Here is a 17,546-nt window from a genome sequence, read left to right as displayed (position 1 = left end):
CTAGGCCTGGGCCTAGCTCTGGCCCTGGGCCGCGTAGGCCTGCACCGCGTTGATGGTGCCCGGCCCCGGCAGCCCGTCCAGCGCGCCGCGATAGACGCCCGCCGCTTGCAGGCGGCGCTGCACCGCGCGCACCACGGCGCGGTTGCGCTCGCGCAGCTGGCTGGTCAGCTTGTCCAGCGCCAGCCGGTCGTTTTCGTACAGCGCGTCGAGGTAAAGCCCCGCCGCCTCGTCCGCCGCCTCGGGCTCTTGTGCCACGGCGGTTTCCAGGGTCTCGGCCAGCAGGGTCATGGCGGGGACATAGCCCGCATCTACCGCCTGTTGCAGCCAGTCGCGGGCGGCCTCGGGGTCGGGGCGGCCCGTGGGGCCATCGCCGCGCAGATAGAAGAAGCCCAGGAAATATTGCGACACCGGGTCGCCCTCGGCGGCCACGCCCTCGGCAATGGCGAAGGCATCATCGGCGCCTTTGCCGTCGATGAAGTTCTGAGAATAGAGCAGCACCAGCAGCTGTTGCGACAGCCAGTCGCCCAGCTCGGCACCCATCAGGCCCAGTTCTTCGGCGCGGGGGTAGTCGGGGGCGCCGTCGCCCGCCACCGGGTCGAAGGCCATGTAGCCCGCCAGCCCGTGGGCCATGGGCACGGCGGCCTCGATGCCGGTGGCATAGGCGTCGCGCGCTTCGGCGGTATTGCCCTGGGCCTGGGCGATGCGCCCGGCCAGGGTGATCAGCTCGGGATCCTCGGGGAAGGCGTCCAGGGCTGCGGCACAGGCGGCGGTGGCGGCGGCCTGATCGATGTCGCCCAAGAGGCGCGGGCCCCCCAGTTGCGGCACGGCGGCCTGGCGCAGGCAGGGGGCGGCAAGCTCGATCCGGCGGGCCAGATCGGTCAGCGCGGCCTCGGCCTCGGGGCGTTTGTCGCAATAGGTGCAGTCGGAGATCCAGTTCTGGATCGCGTCCGCATCGCGCGCCGCCACCGCCCGGGCCAGGGCCTCGGATTCGGCGTCATAGGCGGCGTCGGCCTCGATCTCGGCGATGCGGGCCTGGGCGGCGGGCACATGGGCACAGGTCACGCAGGTCTCGACATAGGCGCGCAGCCCTTCCAGATCCCAGGAGGCGGCCAGCTTGGCGTAAAGGCGGCTCTCGGCCTCGGCGGCCTCGGCCTTGGCGGCCAGCCGGGTCAGGATCTCTTCGGCCTCGGCGCGATGCGCGCAAAGCTCGCAGCGATCCAGATAGACCTGGACGCGGGCGGCATTCTCGCCCGCGGCGGTGATCCGGGCCCAGATCTGCTCTTCGATCCCGGCCTGGGCGGTGCGGCGGTCGATCTCTGTCAGCCGGGCCTCCAGCGCGGGCGCTGCGGGGCAGAAGCGGCAGGCGTCCAGATAGGCACGGATCGGGGCGGGGTCGGCGCTGCTGGCCAGGAACTCGGCCTCGAATTCCTCCAGCGTCAGGCTGGATTGCAGGGCAGGGATATAGACCGGGCTGTCATGGCGCAGCACCTCGACCGTGCCGTCACCGCCATGGTCGAAGACCACCGCATAGGCGCCGGGGCAGCCGCTTTCGCGCGCCAGGGCGCGGGTCAGGGTGCCGGTGACGAAGCTTTGTGCCTCGGCGAAGGTGGTGATGCCGTCGCCATCGCCGAAGACCGGGCGGTCGGCCACGCCGCCGATCAGCGACAGGGCAACCTCGCGGCCCAGGGGGGCGGCACAGGCGGCGCGGGCCTCGGCCTCGGCACCCGGCGCGATCAGCAGCACCCAAAGGCCAAAGTCGCTGGCCCCCAGCATCTGGCGCAGGGCGCCGATCTGGCCGGGAAAGAGGTCCAGCGGGTCCGAGACCACGGCCAGGGCGGCACTTTGCCGCCCCGGGCCGAAGCCTCGCGCCAGCGCCGACAGGCGGGCGCCGAAATCCTCGGCGTCCAGCTCGGCCCCGCCCTGGGCGATGCCCAGGGGCTGGCCCGCGCCGCCGGTCAGGGCAAAGGCGGTTTCCAGCACCAGCTGGCGGCTGCCGACCGGGGCCGCGCCCTCGTCCTGGCCCGCGCCGATGGTCGAGACCGCGCGGCTTTGCAGCAGGGTGGCGGTGATCAGCGTGTCGACCTCTGCCGGGGCGGGCAGGCCGGCCAGCGGGTAAAACCCGATGCCGTCGGCGGCGGGGGCACTGGCGCCGGTGGCAAGGCTCAGCAGGGCCAGTTCGGCGCCCGGTGCGGTGCCGGCGGCGGTTTCGGCCCGGGCCGGGGCCGGGGACAGCGCGGCGGCTGTCAGCGCCAGCGACAGGCCCAGAGCAAGCCCGCGCGAAAGCGCCCGCAGCGGAGCGCGCAGCCGCGCCAGACCAGGTTTGACCGACAGCACGCCAGGACAAGACCGCATGAAGACCCCCGTTTTCCTTCCCAAGCCGCCTGGCCGCCCTCTGCCCGTGGCGATCACCTCTCGCCCCGGGCCGCCTGCGGGTGGCGGATCCCTTGTGGCCCTCGCCCCGGCTTTGTCCCCCCGGGGGCGGCCAAATGTCGGATAAAGAACCGTTATTTTCCGGTATTGGGCGAAGGGGGGCGGCGGCTGTCAACCCTGTTTGGCCCCTTCGGGCGGCTCTGAGGGGCGAAACGTCGCCCGGCAGACACGGGAATGGGGTCTTCGGAGGTGAAAAGCGGATATGCTTTCCTTGCGGCCCGCAACTCTGACGTGCGCGTCGGGCGGATCCGGGGGCTTAGGGGCTCTCGGCCGGGCCGGGCAGAGGGGCAACGGGAATCGCCTGCGCGGCGCCGGGCGGCGCCTGTCCTGTGCACAGGTTGCGCCCATTTCCCCCGGCGGCGGGGTCTGGCCCGCCGCATCCGGGGCCCGGGCGGCGCTGCGCGCTTGAAACCCCCGCGCCGATCTGGAACATCTCAGGGATGTCACAAGGGAGCCGGGCCCACATGACCGCAGAATCCTCCACCACCTTCCGCCACAAGCTGGAGACGCTGGTGCGCCAGATCTATCCCGACCATCCGGTCGAGACCCTGGCCGACGAACTGGCCGAGGCGTTCTGGCCCGAGGGCGCGACCCGCCGCCGCCGGGGCCGGGTGCCGGGCAACCGGCAATGGTCGGAACGCGACGCGCTGGTCATCACCTATGGCAACTCGATCGTTGACGGCCAGCACAAGCCGCTGGATCTGCTGCGCCACTTCCTGCACACCCATCTGTCGGGGGTGGTCAACGGGGTGCATATCCTGCCCTTCTTCCCCTGGACTTCGGATGACGGTTTCGCGGTGACGGATTACCGCGCGGTGAACCCGGTCTTGGGCGACTGGTCGGACATCCAGCGCATCGGATCCGAATTCCTGCTGATGTCGGATCTGGTGCTGAACCATGTCTCCAGCAGTTCCGCCTGGTTCAACGCCTACCGCCAGGGGCATGAACCCTATGACAAGTTCTTCTTCGAGGCCTCGCCCGACGACGACCTCAGCGACGTGGTCCGCCCGCGTACCCATCCCCTGCTGCGCGAGGTGAACACCTCGCGCGGGCCGCGCCATGTCTGGTGCACCTTCAGCCATGACCAGGTCGACCTGGATTTCCGCAATCCCGAGGTGCTGAAGGAATTCCTACGGGTGATGCGCCTGCATGTGGACAACGGCGTGCGGATCATCCGCCTGGATGCGGTGGCCTTCATCTGGAAAGAGATCGGCACCAAGTCGATCCACATGCCGCAGACCCACGCCATCGTCCGCCTGATGCGGCTGTTTGCCGATTTCGCCAGCGAATCCATTATCTTGCTGACCGAAACCAATGTGCCCAATGCGGAAAACCTCAGCTATTTCGGCAACCGCAACGAGGCCCATGCCGTCTACAACTTCTCGCTGCCGCCGCTGGTGCTGCACGCGATGCTGGCAGGGACGGCGAAGAATCTGATCCGCTGGCAGGGCTCGATGCCGCCGGCGCAACTGGGCTGCGCCTATCTGAACTTCACCGCCTCGCACGATGGGATCGGGATGCGCCCGGCCGAGGGGATCCTGACGCCGGACGACACCGACCAGGTGGTGCAGACCATGCGCGATTTCGGCGGCCGGGTGTCGATGCGCGCCCTGCCGGGCGGCGGCGAGGCGCCCTATGAGCTGAACATCACCTGGTTCGAGGCGATGAAGGGCACCTTCGCCGGGGAAGACGGCCACCAGGTGCAGCGCTTCCTGGCCTCGCAGTCGCTGGTCATGGCGCTGGAGGGGATCCCGGCCTTCTACATCCATTCGCTGCTGGCCACCCCCAACGATCAGGAAGGGGTCGAGAAGTCGGGCCACAACCGCGCCATCAACCGCCACCGCTGGGACTACGAAGAGCTGCGCGGGCGGCTGGAAGACCCGGACACAACCCAGCACCAGGTGCTGGAAGAGATGCGCCGCCGGATCGGCATCCGCCGCCGTCAGCGCGCCTTCCACCCCAATGCGACGCAATTTACCCTGCAACTGGATCACCGCATCTTCGGCCTCTGGCGGCAAAGCCTGGACCGCGACCAGTCGATCTTTGCCCTGCACAACGTCTCGGCCGACGCGCTGGAGATCGAGCCGATGTCGATCAACCTGATCGACGGCGAGGATTGGGTGGATCTTCTGTCGGGCGAGGCGATCCGCCCCGATGGCGGGCCGATCCCCTTTGCCCCGTATCAGTGCCGCTGGATCACCAACCGCGGCTGAGGGCCGCGCGCCCGGGCGCCGCGACCCCGCTTCCGCGCGGCCCCGTCGCCCGGGCGGCCTTCGGCGAGAGTATTTTTGGCCCTGTGAAAGAGCTTGGACAGGGCCCTGTTTCGTGCCGGACTTTCGCAACCGGAGCGTGGCACGCGCGAGGCGCGAAAGTGGGCCGCCTGACCTGGCGCCGTCCTGCTCTTTCACTGGGCCAAAAATACTCCGGGGGGAGGCTCCGGGACGGAGACGGGGGGCAGAGCCCCCCTCCCGCCTTTGGCCCTACTTGAACTCTTCGAGGTCCGCCGCGACGCCCTTCAGCATGTCCGACATCAGGTCCGGATCGGCGGCATGGACGCGGTTCCAGGTGGGGATGAAGGGGGTTTCCGAGGGGTTGTCGAGGAACATGTGCCCCGCCGCGATGATATTGTCGGCGAAAAGCTCGACCGCCGTTTCCTCGGCGTGGCGGTCGACGTAGAGGCCGTTGGCCTTGGCGTCGTTGTAGTAGCAATCCAGCAGGTCCAGGGCCGAGCGGTAATAGGTGGCCTTCAGGGTGCGGAACACCTCTTCGTTGAAGACCGTGCCATCGGCGGCCAGCTTGCGGAACATCGCCTTGCAGATGTCGATGGACATGCGCGACAGGCCCTTGGTCTTGTCTTCCTGGCTCAGATCCTGGTGCTTGTGGTCGTAGTTGTCCGCGATCTCGACCTGGCAGACCGATTTCGGCGCCAGGTTGCGCCAGGCCTCGGACAGAACGCCGATTTCCAGCCCCCAGTCCGAGGGGATGCGCAGGTCGGGCAGGATGCCGGTGCGCATCGCCATCTCGCCCGACAGCGGATAGCGGAAGGCGCGCAGGTAATCGAGGTAGTCGCGATCCCCGATGGTGCGTTTCAGCGCGATCAGGATCGGCGAGACCAGGGTGCGGCTGACGCGCCCGTTCATCTTGTTGTTGCCGACCCGCGAATAGAACCCCTTGGAGATCTGGTAGGGGAAGGACGGGTTGGCCACCGGGTAGACCAGCCGGTTGAGCAGGTCCTTCTCGTAGGTGACGATGTCGCAATCGTGGATTGCCACCACCGAACTGTCGGCGCAGGCGATCAGGAAGCCCAGGCAGGACCAGACGTTCTTGCCCTTGCCGTTCTCGATCGGCCCCAGGCCCAGCCCCGCCAGACGGTCCTGGATCGCCTGCATCCGCGGGCTGGAGTTCCAGATCACCACATGGTTCTGCGGCAGCACCGAGAAGAATTCGCGCGCGTGGCGATATTGTTCCTCGGTCGCCTGGTCCAGGCCGATGACGATCCGGTGCAGATAGGGCACCTGCGCCAGTTCGGTCAGGATATTGGGCAGGGCGTCGCCTTCCAGTTCGGAATAAAGCGAGGGCAGCACCAGCGAGATCTTGCGGCTGGCGCCGAAGCTGGTCAGTTCGCGTGTGATATCCTCGGACGAGCGCGTGCGCAGGTTGTGGATGGTGGCAATGTTGCCGTTCTGGTGAAAATCAGCCACCGGAGGCCCCCTCGTCGTTCAGGTCAGTCTGGAGATTAACTTCAGCATCATTTCGTTCCAGCCCGCCGGGCCGGCCTTGGTGCTGCGCAGGATGGTGCCGTTGCGTTCGCCGCACAGTTCCGGCATCGGCGCGCCATGGGGATTGGCGATGATCACGCCGATATCGGCATGGTCCAGCATTTCGCGGTCGTTGGGGGCGTCGCCCAGGGCGATGGTATGGGGATGATCGAAAAGCGCCGCCGCCTCGTCCATCCGATCGGCCTTGGTGCCGCCGAAGGACAGGGTCAGGTAGCGGCCGCCGCGCCGGGCGTGCAGGCCCACTTCGGCCAGGGCTTCGAGGAAGGCGCGGCGTTCTTCGGCGCTGCCGTCCCAGAGGCCCGGTTCCGAATAGGCGCGCTGGCATGCCAGGCGGGCCTTCTCGACCGGCAGGCCCGCATCGGCCATGACCCCCTCGGGGCCCAGATCGCCGAAGCCGCGGAAGAGGCGGCGTAGAGCCGGGTTGATCCCCTCCAGGGCGGCGCGCAGCCGCTGATAGGTCTCGGGCGCGGCGGGGGGCGCCTCATGCGGGGCCAGCAGACCCGCGCCGTTCTCGACGATGGCGGGCGAGGCGGAGAGGCGCAGTTCCTCGCGCAGGGCGTGGATTTCCGGCCCGGTCTTGGAGGAGGCCAGCACCACCGGCACGTTGCGGGCGCGCAGCTGCGCCAGGGCGGGCAGGGCCGGGGCGTAGGAATAGCTTTCGTGGTCCAGCAGGGTGCCGTCCAGATCGGTGAAGACCATGAATTGGGGTTTCGTCATGTCACCACTTGCGCCCCTCTGCCGCTTTGGGGTAATCGGGCGTCCGTTGGGTGATTAGCTCAGTTGGTAGAGCGCTTCGTTTACACCGAAGATGTCGGGAGTTCGAGTCTCTCATCACCCACCAATCCAACCGTTTACCTGCACAATACTGTCTTTCTTTGCCTGCCTCGCCCGGCGGCGAAGGTGGGTTTCGTCGGGGTCCGGTCCGGGCCTGCGCCATGGCGCGCCGGGACGGGTTGCGGGCGGGGCGTCAACCGGGGCGCCTGCCGTTGTCCCAACTATGAGCGTGTTCGGTGGGGGCGTTCAAGGCGTCAGGGGTGCTTTTCCCTGCCGGGTGTCCCGCGCCAGGGCGGCGGGGCGTTATCCTGCTGGCTGTCGCGCCTTTCCAGACTGCCCAATTTTTGGGCGGTGTGGTCGCCTGCGGCGCGGGCGGTTCAGGCGCTTTCGCTGCCGAAGCGCGCCACTTCCTCGCGCAGGGCGGCGATCCAGCCCTCGATCCGGTCTGGCGTGGCGTCGGGGCCGTAGGCGGCCAGGGAGACGGCGAAATCGGGCAGGCCCTGGGCCACGGGCAGGCACATCCCCAGGCCGAAGGTCGAGGCATAGACCTGGTGGGCGCTGACCGCATAGCCCGCCGCGCGGGCGCGCGCCACGTTCTGGCGGATCCCCTCGGCCGAGAGGTTGGCATATTGGCCCAGCTCGCTGTCGATCGAGGCCAGCACCCGCTCGACGGTTTCGTCGGGCAGTTCGGCCAGCAGGGCGGTGGCGCCCGCGCCCGCGCCCAGCAGGCGGCGCTGGCCCACATCGACGGGCATGACGCGAATGACCGCGCTGCCCTCGGCCTTGGCCAGGCAGACCGCCTCCAGCCCCGAGCGGCGCATCAGATAGGCGGTCAGCCCGGTGCGTCGGGCCAGCCGTTCGGGCAGCACCCGCAGGCGCGAGATGTCGAAGGCCTCGTCGGTGACCGCCAGGCCCAGCTCATAGCACAAGAGGCCCACGCCATAGCGCCGGGCCTTGGGGTCATAGGTGGCCAGGCCGGTGTCGGTCAGCGACTTCAGGATCCGGTGCACGGTCGATTTGGGCAGGTCGAAACTGGTCGCGATGGCGCTGAGCGTCGCGGGGGCCTCGTCGGTGGCCCGCGCGATGCGCGTCAGAATGGCGACGGCGCGCCGGATCGCCTGGGTTCCCTCCTGTGCCACGCTGTGCCTTTCGTCTTGCTGCGCCGTCTGTCCGTTCTACGCATCCCGGGGCGCGGCGGCAATCCGGCGCGGGCCTTCAGCGCCCGGGCCGGGGCTGCCCTCGGCGCCCTAGCCCTGGGGCGCGCCGCGCAAGGCAGTGGCCTGGCGCCGCAGCTCGGGTTTGACGATCTTGCCGACCGCGTTCATCGGCAGGGCGTCGACGATATGCAGGGCTTCCGGAAATTTCTGACGGGCCAGGCCCATCCGGTCCAGATGCGCACCCATCTCGGCAAAGGGAAAGTCCTGGCCCTCTTCCGGCTGCACGAAGGCCACCACCATCTCGCCCCGTTCCGCATCGGGGATGCCCACCACGGCGCAGATGCGTACCGCCGGATGGCGGCTGAGCGCATTCTCGATTTCCAGCGGGCTGAGGTTCTCGCCCTTGCGAATGATGATGTCCTTGCTGCGCCCGGTGATCTCGATGAAACGGCCGTCGACGCGGCGGCCCAGATCGCCCATCAGGAAGAACCCATCGGGGGTCATCGTGCCCTCTTCATGGGCCGGGTCCAGATAGCCCGCCATCAGGCGCGGGCTGCGCGCGGCGATCTCGCCCGGGGTGCCCTCGGGGACGGGGGCGCCGTCGGGGCCCAGGATCTGCACCTCGGCCTCGATCTCGCCATCGGTTTCCGCATAGGCCAGGGCGGCCTCGCGGGTGCGGATGCCGGGGCAGACCACGGGCAGTTCCGACGACCCATAGGCGCGCGAGACCACGGCGGAGGGAAAGCGCGCCAGCCCGCGCCGGATCAGTTCGGGCGGCACGCTGGCCCCGCCGCAGATGAAGCGGCGCAGGTCGGGCAGGCGGGTTTCTGCGCGTTCCGAGGCGGCGATCAGCCCTTCGAGGAAGGGGGTGGCCCCGGCCATGAAGCTGGCCCGTTCGGCGGTCATCTCTTGCACCGCCAGATCGGGATCCCAGCGGGTGGTCAGGATGGCGGTTACCTCGGCGATCCAGGGAAATTCGAAGGCATAGATCGACCCGCCGATATGGCCCACGGGCGAGGGGATGTAGAAACGATCCTCAGGCGTGATCTGCCAGAATTCCATCGCCATGCGCACGAAGGCATCCAGCGAGGCGTGGGTGTGCAGAACCGCCTTGGGCACCCCGGTGCTGCCGGAGGTGAAATAGATCGCCTTCAGGTCGTCGAAATCGGGCAGGGTGGGGGTGCCGGGCGCATGGCCAAGCAGCGCCTCGAAACTGTCGGGGTTGGGGGTTTCGGCGCGCACGGTCAGCACCAGATGGTCCAGCCCGTCCAGGCCCGCGTGCAGCGCCGGAAACTCGGTCCGGCCCAGGGTTTCGGGCACGAAGACGGCGCGCAGATCACAGGTGGGGATCATATGCCCCAGCTCTGCGGTGCGGTAGATGGTCAAGAGCGGCGCGATGCGAAAGCCGTAGAGGGCGGCGGCCAGGTTGATCACGCAGGCCTCCCACCAGTTGGGCAGCTGGAAACCGATGGCATCGCCCGGCACCAGCCCGCGCGCCAGCAGCCCGGCGCCCAGCCGGTTGGCCTGTTCCAGCATCTGGGCGCGGCTCAGCCGCACGGCGCCGTCGATCACCACCACCCGGTCGGGATCCTCGGCGGTGCGGCGGATCGCGATCTGGCCCAGGCCCTCGCCCGGCATCGGCGTCAGGCGCCCGGCGGCCAGAAGCTCGGCGCGGCGCGCGTCTAAACGGTTCATCCTGTCTCCTCCCGGCGGTCGCGGCGGGCCTGGGCGGCCCCCCGGCGCGCGCCCCTAGTTCCTGGTCTTCTTGGCGCCGATCTGCGCCTTCAGCGCGGCCACCGCGTCGCGATGCGCCGCGGTGCGCACCGACAGGGCCTCATAGGCGATGCCGGGATCCATCAGCGCATGGGCGATGCGTTTCAGCTCCAGGTTCATGGTGACCTTGGTCCAGCGGATCGCCTGGGTGTTGCCCGCGATCAGCTCATCCACCAGCGCATCGACGCGCGCGTCCAGCTGATCGGCGGGCAGGGCGTGGTTCACCAGGCCAAACTGGGCCGCCTCGGCGCCGGTCAGCAGGCGCCCGGTCAGCAGGAATTCCTTGGCGCGGGGAAAGCCCGCCAGCTGCGGCCAGATGATCGCCCCGCCGTCGCCCGCCACCAGACCCACCTTGACGTGGGGATCGCCGATCTTGGCGGTCTCATCGGCCAGGATCATGTCGCAGAACAGCGCGATGGTGGCCCCCAGGCCTACGGCGGCGCCGTTCACCCGGGCGATCACCGGCTTTTCGATGTCCAGCAGGGTGAAGATGATGCGCTTGGCATCCGCCGCCTCGGCGTCGAACTGATCGGGGTCGGCGATAATTTCTTCCATCCGGTCCAGATCGCCCCCGGCGGAAAAGGCCTTGCCCTCCCCGGTCAACACGATCACGTCCGAGCCGGGGTCGCGCGCGGCGAACTCCAACGCGGCGACGAACTCGTGGTGCATCACCGGGCCGAAGGCGTTCAGCACCTCGGGGCGGTTGAAGGCCACGGTCAGGCAGCGCCCGCGCCGCGACAGGGCCAGGGCCTGGAAATCGGGCAGGTCGGTCATGCATCCCTCCACAGCCGGTCGGCGGCCAGTTGCAGGTTTTCGGTCGCCCCGCCCAGCTCGGAGCGCAGGAAGCGCAGCCGATAGCTCCAGCGGTGCAGCGGATGTTCCAGGGTCAGCCCCATGGCGCCCATGAACTGGTGCAGATCATAGACGACCTGGGTCGAAATGCTTGCGGTATATCCCAGGGCGATGGTGGCATCCGCCGGGTCGATCTGCTGCGCGGCGCGCAGGGTCAGCCACTGGGCGGCCTCGATCCGCGAGGCGGCGGTGGCCAGGCGGTGCTGGATGCCCTGGAAGGTGCCCAGGGGACGGCCGAACTGTTCGCGGTCGGTGACATGGGCCACCACGGCGTCCAGCCCGCCGCGCATGGCGCCCGTCAGTTCGGCGGCCACCGCCACGCGCCAGAGGTCGCGCAGCTGTTCGGGGTCGGCTTCCAGCCTCTGCCAATCGGGGGTGCCGGTCAGCGCCCCCATGGGATAGGCGGCCAGGGTCGGCAGTTCGGTCACGTCGCCCTCGGCCAGCAGGGCATAGGTGGCGCCCGTGTCTGTCAAGCGCAGCAGGGCGCGGGCCTGGGGCAGAAAGCGGATGGCGCCGCCCTGGCGCCCGGCGTCCACGGCCAGCGGGCGCGGCAGGTCCACCCCCAGCACCGGGCGCAGCAGGGCCGAGGCGGCGGCCTCGACATTCACCGCCAGGCGCGACAGGCGGCAGACCAGGGCGGCGGCGGCGACGGGACCCAGGGTCTCGACCTCGGCGGCGTCGTAATAGCCGTTCTCGTCCAGCGCGCTGTCCAGGGTCTGGGACCAGACCTGCCGCGACCAGTCGCCCGAGGGCTCCCATTCGGTGCCTTCGCCCAGGGCGATCTGTTCCAGCCCCGACATCAGGGCGGCCATGTCCTCATTCGCATCGAAACGCATCAGCGCGGCCCCCTCGGCAGGTTCAGGTATCTTTGGGCGATCAGGTTCAGCTGGATCTCCGCCGCGCCAGAGGCGACGCCCGCGACGATGGCCCGTTCGTGATGAGCCAGGTATTCGGGGTGGTCGGTGCCGCTCATGAATTCGGGCAGGAAATCCAGGGCGAAATCCAGCACCGCATTGTCGGCGGCCACGGTGGCCACGCGCGCCAGGCTGGCCTCGGTGCCCGCATCCTGGCCGCGGGCGCGCATGTCCACCAGCTTGTAGACCAGCATCCGCGCCGCCTCGCAGGCCGCCGCCGCCTCGCCGGCGCGCAGGCGCACCGCGTCGTTGCCGAACCGGTCCTGGCGTTTCAGGTCGGCCACCATATGGCCCAGCACCCGCGACGACATGGCGTAGCGCGGAATGCCCACCCGTTCATTGGCCAGAGAATAGCTGATGATTTCCCAGGCCTGGCCTTCCTCGCCCAGGCGGGTGGTGACGGGGACGCGCACGTCGGTAAAGAAGACCTCGTGGATGTCGCCATGGCCCACCAGGCTGGGGATGGCGCGCACCTCGATGCCCGGCGTGTCCATGGGCACCAGCAGGATGGCGATGGCCGATTTGCCCGCCGACAGCGGGCCGGTGCGCACCAGCAGGAAACAGGTCTCGGCCAGGCTGGCGTAAGAGGTCCAGATCTTGGTGCCGTTGATCACGTAGTCGTCGCCGTCGCGCACCGCGCGGCTGCGTAGCGAGGCCAGGTCAGAGCCCGCGTTGGGTTCGGAGAAACCCTGGCACCAGACCGCCTTGCCCGCCGCCATGGGGGGCAGATAGCGCGCCTTCTGTTCGGCGCTGCCATAGCGCATCAGGGTGGGCCCGATCCAGTTGACGTTCATGTACTGCCCGCCGCGCGGCTCGCCCGCCGCCCACATCTCTTCCGCCAGGATCAGCAGATCCCAGGGCGAGGCGCCGGAGCCACCCAGCGCTTCGGGCCAATGGGGCACCAGCAGGCCGGCCTCGGCCAGCTTGGGGCAGAATTCCAGGCTGAAATGGGTCTGTTCATGCGATCCCGGCCCGTGGCGCGCGATCTCGGGCCAGTCGGCGGGCAGCTCGCGCGCCAGGAAATCGCGGACGCGTTCCCGGTAGCGGCGATGCGCGCCACTCCAATCAAAATCCAAGGTGTCCTCCCACGTCGTGGAACGCCAGGGCGTCCCGTATTGCGGGAAAGGGTGGCGGCGGCTTTGGGTGATGTCAAGTGAATTGAGGGATTGTTTGCCGGTTTTGTTGCCTGTATCCCTGTGGGCGAGGAGCCGGGGGTTTGGTTTTTCGTTTCACATAATGGAACAATATACCCCCAAAGGGCCGCCGTGCTAGGCTGGTTCGGCGTCAGGGGAGGAGAGCGCATGAGGATCCAATGTATCTGAGCGAGACGAGCGAGGACGCCCGCTTTCGCGCCGAGGCGCGGGCCTGGCTGGCCGCGAATGTGCCGACAGGCACCGCGCCGCGCGATGGCGCGCATTGGCGGCGCTATGCCCTGGACTGGGTGGCGACCTGCCACGGGGGCGGCTGGTCCGGCATCGGCTGGCCCGAGGCCCACGGCGGGCGCGGCCTGGGCCCCGAAAAGCTGGTTATCTGGTACGAGGAATACGTCCGCGCCCGCGCGCCCAGCGTCCACGACTGCACCTTCGTGGCGCTGAACCACGCGGGCCCCACCCTGATTGCCTGCGGCAGCGAAGAGCAGAAGGCCTTCCACCTGCCGCGCATCCTGGAGGGGCGCGCGCTATGGTGTCAGGGGTTCTCCGAGCCGAACTCGGGCTCTGACCTGGCCTCGCTGACCACCTCCGGCGTGGTCGATGGCGACGATCTGGTGGTCAACGGCCAGAAGATCTGGACCAGCTTTGCCGATATCGCCGACTATCAGGAGCTGCTGATCCGCACCGAGCCGGGGTCGAAGCGCCACAAGGGCCTCAGCTGGGTGATCTGCGACATGACCGCCCCGGGGATCACCGTGCGCCCGATCCGCAACATGGCGGGCAGCGTGCATTTCGCCGAAGTCTTCTATGACAACGTGCGCATTCCCCTCAGCAACGTGGTGGGCGGGCTGCACAACGGCTGGGCCACCGCCATGACCACCCTTGGGTTCGAGCGCAAGACCGCCGCCATGGGGATCCAGCTGGACCTGTCGGTGAAGGTCGAAGACCTGATCGCCCAGGCCGCTCCGCGTCCGGGCAGCGCCCTGGCCGACCGGCTGGCGGATCTGCGCGCCGAGGCGGCGGCGCTGCGGGCGATGACCTATCGCACGCTCTTCCGCGACCAGGCCAACCCCTCGGAAGGGTCGTTGATGCGGCTGCGCTTTGCCGAACTGGCGCAAGAGGTCTACGCCTGCGCGATGGACTGTCTGGGCCCCGAGGCGCTGACCGACACCGGCTGGAGCCATCTGTACCTGGAGGCCTTCAGCGAGACCATCGCGGGCGGCACCGCCGAGATTCAGCGCAACATCATTGCCGAGCGGTTGCTTGGCCTGCCGAGGGAGGCCCGGGCATGAGCTGTGACCTGAACCGAAGCGCGGACCAGCGCCAGATCCTGGATGCGGCAGAGGCCATGCTGGGCCAGGCCTATCCGCTCGCGCGGCTGCGCGGCGGCGTGGCCGACGATCTGGGCGCCCTGGCCGAGTTCGGCACCTTCCTTCTGGCCCTGCCGGAAGAGGCGGGCGGCGCGGGCTTTTCGCTGGTGGAAGAGGCGCTGGTGCATGTGGCCCTGGGCCGTCACCTGCTGAGCCCGCGCAGCCTGGCCGCGGCCCTTGCGGTGCGGCTGGCCGGGCAGGGGGGCGATGCGGGTCTGGCCGAAGAGATCGCGGGCGGGGGCCGGGACGTGGCCGCCGCGGTGCCGAGCGCCGGGGGGCTGCTGCTGCTGGATCCCGGGGCGGCGGATCTGGCGCTGGTCTTCGGGCCGCGCCGTCTGGATCTGCGCCCGATCGCCGGGGCGCGCCCCGAGACCGGGCTGGGCCATGACCTGCGGGTGGCGCGGATGGAGGATGCGCCGGAGGGTGCCCTTTTCACCAGCACCGCCCCGGGCGATCTGGCCCTGACCGATCTGCTGGTCTCGGCGCAATGCCTGGGCGTGGCCGAAGCGGCGCGGGATCTGGCGGTGGATTATGCCGGGGTGCGCAAGCAGTTTGGCCAGCTGATCGGCGGCTTCCAGGCGATCAAGCATCACTGCGCCAACATGGCCCTGGGCACCGAGCGGCTGTCGGCGCTGCTGGATTTCGCCGCCCTGTCCCTGGCGGGCGGGGTCGAGGACGCGGCCTTTCAGATCGCCGCCCTGCGCCGCCTGGCGCCGGGCATCGCGCGCCGCAACGCCGCGCTCTGCGTGCAGATCCACGGCGGCATTGGCTTCTCGGAAGAGGCGGACGCGCATCGTTTCGTCAAACAGGCGCATCTGCTGGGCTGTCTGGGGCAGGGCGCCCCGCTGCTGGATCTGGCCGCGCCCCTGGCCCCCCATACAACCGCAACGCAGGAGGACGCAGAATGCGCGTCGCATTGATCACCGGGGCCGCGGGCGGCATCGGCCAGGCCACCACCCGCCGCTTTCTCGAGGCGGGCTGCGCCGTGGTGGGGGTGGGCCGCAACCCCGACAACCTGGCCGCGCTGGAGGCCGCCTGCGTCGATCACGCCGAGCGGCTGGTCACCTTGGCGGTGGACGTGATGGCCGATGACGCCCCCGAGCTGGCCGTGGGCCTGGCGGTCGAGCGTTTCGGGCGGCTGGATCACCTGGTCAACAACGCCGGCGTCGGCAGCCCGAAGCCGGTCCATGAAACCGATGACGAAACGCTGGACCAGTTCCTGGGCCTGATGCTGCGTGCGCCCTTCCGGTTCTGCCGCGCCGCCCTGGCGGCCTTCGGGCCCGAGGCCAGCATCGTCAATATCTCCTCCACCTATGCCATTCTGGGCGGGCTGCGCGGCGGCGCCTATTCGGCGGCCAAGGCCGGGCTGGACGGGCTGACCCGGCATATGGCCGCGCAATATGGCGCCGCGGGCGTGCGCAGCAATTCCGTGGCCCCGGGGGTGATCCCCACGCCCATGACCTTTCACCGGCTGGAGGATGAGGGCTTTCGCCGCATGAACCCCGAGATGACCCCCCATGTGCGCATGGGTCGCCCCGAGGATGTGGCCGAGGCGGTCTATTTCCTGGCCTCTCCGGCGGCGGGATGGATCAACGGCCAGGTGCTGGCCGTCGATGGCGGCTGGACCACGACCAAGTACCTGTCCGAGGCCGCGCTGACCTCGGAGCGCGACCTGCAAGAGCCCGGCTGGACCCATTCCGGCAAGCCCCGCGCGGCGGACTGAAGCGGGCTACCTTCGGGTAGCCCCGCGGCAGCCGCGCCTGCGCGGGCCGTGACGCAGGGTCCCTGGGGCGGCAACGGAGCATTGATTGACAGTGACTATACTCGTGAGTAGCCTTTCTCCGCAGGATCGGGAAAGAGAGGCCGGGATGAGCGCACAGGACCGCAAGAGCGCGTCGCCATGGGCGAGCCGCGAGGATCGGGCGAGCATTCAGCGCCGCAAGCGCGAGGCGGTGCTGGAAACGGCGGTGCGCCATTTCAACGCGCGCGGCTTCGGCGCCACCTCGATGGACGATGTCGCGGCAGAGCTGAACGTGACCAAGCCCACGATCTACCACTATTTCAAGAGCAAGGACGAGATCCTGTTCGCCTGCGTGCGTCGCGGCCTGGACGGGCTGCGCGAGGCGGCGGTCGAGGCGGTCGGCGCCCAGGGCCCGGCCCTGTGGCGGCTGGTGCAGGTGATGCGCCGCTACGGTCTGATCATGACCCAGGATTTCGGCCGCATCGTCACCCGCACCGGTGATTTTGAACTGTCCGAGGAAAGCCGCGCCAAGTTCCGCGCCCTGAAGCGCGAGATCGACCTGAGTATGCGCGCCCTGGTGCAAGAGGGGCTGGACGACGGCTCGATCCGGGGCAGCGATGCGCGGATGATCACCTTCACTATCACCGGGTCGCTGAACTGGATCGGCCGCTGGTACGACCCCGAGGGGGCCGACAGCGCACGGGACGTTGTGGAAAGCGTGATTGCCACGCTGCTGGCCGGGCTGGAGGCCTGAGGCCGGGGCGGGGAAACGATTGGGCAGGGCGGCGCGCAGAGGAACGCGCGGCCCCGCCAAGGGGGAGGAGGAAAACCCATGCAGGACGACGTGATCGAGGTTTCGGTCGAGGCCGGGATCGGCCGCATCACCTTCAACCGGCCGGGGGTGATGAACGCCATCGACGTGGCCAGCGCCGAGGGCTTTCGCGATGCCATGCGCGCCTTTTCGGCCCGCGACGACTTGCGGGTCATCGTGCTGGCGGGGGCCGGGCGCGCCTTCATCGCCGGGGGCGACCTGGCGGGCTTCTGGGCCAGTGACGACCGCCCGGGCTTTGCCCGCGCGGTGATCGGGCCGATGCACGAGGGGCTGGCGCTGCTGGCTGCCCATCCGGCGATCTCGGTCTCGGTGGTGCAGGGCGCGGCGGCGGGCGGCGGGATGAGCGTCGCCCTGGCCGCCGATCTGTGCCTGGCGGGCGAGGGGGCCAGCTTTTCGACCGCCTATGCCCAGGTCGCCGCGCCGGGCGATTGCGGCATGAGCTGGGAGCTGCCGCGCATGGTGGGCCCGCGCAAGGCGCTGGAGCTGATGCTGCTGTCCCCCCGGCTGAGCGCCGCAGAGGCCGCCGCCCTGGGGCTGGTGAACCGGGTGGTGCCCGCCGAGGCGCTGGCGGAAGAGGCCGAGCGGCTGATCGCCCGCCTGGCGCGCGGCCCGGCCAGGGCCCAGGCGCATATCAAGGATCTGATCCGCCGCCCGCGCGCCGACTACGCCGCGCAGCTGGACGCGGAACAGGCGGCCTTCGCCGACTGCGCGGGGCAGCAGGAGTTCGACCGCGCGCTGGCGGCGTTCTTCGACAAGGGCAAGGAGAGCTGAGG

Annotated in this window: 14 protein-coding genes and 1 tRNA gene; 7 read left to right on the top strand and 8 right to left on the bottom strand. The window is 69.4% G+C overall.

Annotated features, from left to right (window positions below; translation table 11 throughout):
- Nucleotides 1-12: 12 nt before the first annotated feature.
- Entirely contained in the window at nucleotides 13-2,352 is a 2,340-nt protein-coding gene (locus tag ACRARE_RS13620; protein ID WP_432656993.1) for a hypothetical protein, read from the bottom strand.
- A 542-nt stretch (nucleotides 2,353-2,894) separates the two neighbouring features.
- Between ACRARE_RS13620 and ACRARE_RS13615 the strand changes: the two genes are divergently transcribed.
- Nucleotides 2,895-4,643, top strand: coding sequence for a sugar phosphorylase (locus tag ACRARE_RS13615; RefSeq protein ID WP_432656992.1), 1,749 nt, complete (start codon nucleotides 2,895-2,897; stop codon nucleotides 4,641-4,643).
- Between the two features lie 267 nt (nucleotides 4,644-4,910).
- Here the strand turns inward: ACRARE_RS13615 and ACRARE_RS13610 are convergent, their stop codons facing one another.
- Entirely contained in the window at nucleotides 4,911-6,131 is a 1,221-nt protein-coding gene (locus ACRARE_RS13610) for a glycosyltransferase family protein (RefSeq protein ID WP_432656991.1), read from the bottom strand.
- An 18-nt stretch (nucleotides 6,132-6,149) separates the two neighbouring features.
- Nucleotides 6,150-6,926, bottom strand: a complete 777-nt coding sequence (locus ACRARE_RS13605) for an HAD-IIB family hydrolase (RefSeq protein ID WP_432656990.1) — start codon at nucleotides 6,924-6,926, stop codon at nucleotides 6,150-6,152.
- Between the two features lie 48 nt (nucleotides 6,927-6,974).
- On the opposite strand from ACRARE_RS13605, the gene ACRARE_RS13600 reads away from it, so the two are divergent.
- A tRNA-Val gene (locus tag ACRARE_RS13600) sits at nucleotides 6,975-7,050 on the top strand.
- Nucleotides 7,051-7,360: 310 nt separating this feature from the next.
- Here ACRARE_RS13600 and ACRARE_RS13595 read toward each other — a convergent pair.
- From ACRARE_RS13595 to ACRARE_RS13575, 5 genes are all read right to left on the bottom strand, one after another.
- Nucleotides 7,361-8,122, bottom strand: coding sequence for an IclR family transcriptional regulator (locus ACRARE_RS13595; RefSeq protein ID WP_432656989.1), 762 nt, complete (start codon nucleotides 8,120-8,122; stop codon nucleotides 7,361-7,363).
- A 108-nt stretch (nucleotides 8,123-8,230) separates the two neighbouring features.
- Nucleotides 8,231-9,835, bottom strand: coding sequence for an AMP-binding protein (locus ACRARE_RS13590; protein WP_432656988.1), 1,605 nt, complete (start codon nucleotides 9,833-9,835; stop codon nucleotides 8,231-8,233).
- 54 nt (nucleotides 9,836-9,889) lie between these two features.
- Entirely contained in the window at nucleotides 9,890-10,687 is a 798-nt protein-coding gene (locus ACRARE_RS13585) for an enoyl-CoA hydratase/isomerase family protein (RefSeq protein WP_432656987.1), read from the bottom strand.
- Nucleotides 10,684-11,601, bottom strand: coding sequence for an acyl-CoA dehydrogenase family protein (locus ACRARE_RS13580; protein WP_432656986.1), 918 nt, complete (start codon nucleotides 11,599-11,601; stop codon nucleotides 10,684-10,686). Before ACRARE_RS13580 ends, ACRARE_RS13585 begins: the two co-directional genes overlap by 4 nt.
- The gene (locus tag ACRARE_RS13575; protein ID WP_432656985.1) at nucleotides 11,601-12,755 is read right to left on the bottom strand and encodes an acyl-CoA dehydrogenase family protein; all 1,155 of its coding nucleotides are present in this window, start codon (nucleotides 12,753-12,755) and stop codon (nucleotides 11,601-11,603) included. Before ACRARE_RS13575 ends, ACRARE_RS13580 begins: the two co-directional genes overlap by 1 nt.
- Nucleotides 12,756-12,991: 236 nt before the next feature.
- Here ACRARE_RS13575 and ACRARE_RS13570 point away from each other — a divergent pair, with 236 nt between their 5' ends.
- The 5 genes from ACRARE_RS13570 to ACRARE_RS13550 all read left to right on the top strand — a co-directional run bounded on the left by ACRARE_RS13570 (nucleotide 12,992) and on the right by ACRARE_RS13550 (nucleotide 17,544).
- Nucleotides 12,992-14,122, top strand: a complete 1,131-nt coding sequence (locus tag ACRARE_RS13570; protein WP_432656984.1) for an acyl-CoA dehydrogenase family protein — start codon at nucleotides 12,992-12,994, stop codon at nucleotides 14,120-14,122.
- Nucleotides 14,119-15,120, top strand: a complete 1,002-nt coding sequence (locus ACRARE_RS13565) for an acyl-CoA dehydrogenase family protein (RefSeq protein ID WP_432656983.1) — start codon at nucleotides 14,119-14,121, stop codon at nucleotides 15,118-15,120. The genes ACRARE_RS13570 and ACRARE_RS13565 overlap by 4 nt, the downstream gene beginning before the upstream one ends.
- Complete coding sequence (locus ACRARE_RS13560) at nucleotides 15,105-15,923, top strand: SDR family NAD(P)-dependent oxidoreductase (RefSeq protein WP_432656982.1); 819 nt, start codon at nucleotides 15,105-15,107, stop codon at nucleotides 15,921-15,923. Before ACRARE_RS13565 ends, ACRARE_RS13560 begins: the two co-directional genes overlap by 16 nt.
- 145 nt (nucleotides 15,924-16,068) lie before the next feature.
- A complete protein-coding gene (locus tag ACRARE_RS13555) occupies nucleotides 16,069-16,695 on the top strand; it encodes a TetR/AcrR family transcriptional regulator (protein WP_432656981.1) in 627 nt (208 codons plus the stop codon).
- Between the two features lie 78 nt (nucleotides 16,696-16,773).
- On the top strand, nucleotides 16,774-17,544 hold the full coding sequence (locus ACRARE_RS13550) for an enoyl-CoA hydratase/isomerase family protein (protein WP_432656980.1): 771 nt from the start codon (nucleotides 16,774-16,776) through the stop codon (nucleotides 17,542-17,544).
- Nucleotides 17,545-17,546 lie beyond the last annotated feature (2 nt).

The organism is Pseudooceanicola aquaeponti (assembly GCF_050897975.1).
GTDB lineage: Bacteria > Pseudomonadota > Alphaproteobacteria > Rhodobacterales > Rhodobacteraceae > Pseudooceanicola.
This window is presented reverse-complemented; position numbering and strand designations above follow the sequence as displayed.

What these genes read in the sequence shown, in the direction of transcription:
- ACRARE_RS13620 (WP_432656993.1), bottom strand. Translation starts at nt 2,352, where the DNA reads ATGCGGTCTTGTCCTGGCGTGCTGTCGGTCAAACCTGGTCTGGCGCGG.
- ACRARE_RS13615 (WP_432656992.1), top strand. Translation starts at nt 2,895, where the DNA reads ATGACCGCAGAATCCTCCACCACCTTCCGCCACAAGCTGGAGACGCTG.
- ACRARE_RS13605 (WP_432656990.1), bottom strand. Translation starts at nt 6,926, where the DNA reads ATGACGAAACCCCAATTCATGGTCTTCACCGATCTGGACGGCACCCTG.
- ACRARE_RS13590 (WP_432656988.1), bottom strand. Translation starts at nt 9,835, where the DNA reads ATGAACCGTTTAGACGCGCGCCGCGCCGAGCTTCTGGCCGCCGGGCGC.
- ACRARE_RS13585 (WP_432656987.1), bottom strand. Translation starts at nt 10,687, where the DNA reads ATGACCGACCTGCCCGATTTCCAGGCCCTGGCCCTGTCGCGGCGCGGG.
- ACRARE_RS13580 (WP_432656986.1), bottom strand. Translation starts at nt 11,601, where the DNA reads ATGCGTTTCGATGCGAATGAGGACATGGCCGCCCTGATGTCGGGGCTG.
- ACRARE_RS13570 (WP_432656984.1), top strand. Translation starts at nt 12,992, where the DNA reads ATGTATCTGAGCGAGACGAGCGAGGACGCCCGCTTTCGCGCCGAGGCG.
- ACRARE_RS13565 (WP_432656983.1), top strand. Translation starts at nt 14,119, where the DNA reads ATGAGCTGTGACCTGAACCGAAGCGCGGACCAGCGCCAGATCCTGGAT.
- ACRARE_RS13560 (WP_432656982.1), top strand. Translation starts at nt 15,105, where the DNA reads ATGCGCGTCGCATTGATCACCGGGGCCGCGGGCGGCATCGGCCAGGCC.
- ACRARE_RS13555 (WP_432656981.1), top strand. Translation starts at nt 16,069, where the DNA reads ATGAGCGCACAGGACCGCAAGAGCGCGTCGCCATGGGCGAGCCGCGAG.
- ACRARE_RS13550 (WP_432656980.1), top strand. Translation starts at nt 16,774, where the DNA reads ATGCAGGACGACGTGATCGAGGTTTCGGTCGAGGCCGGGATCGGCCGC.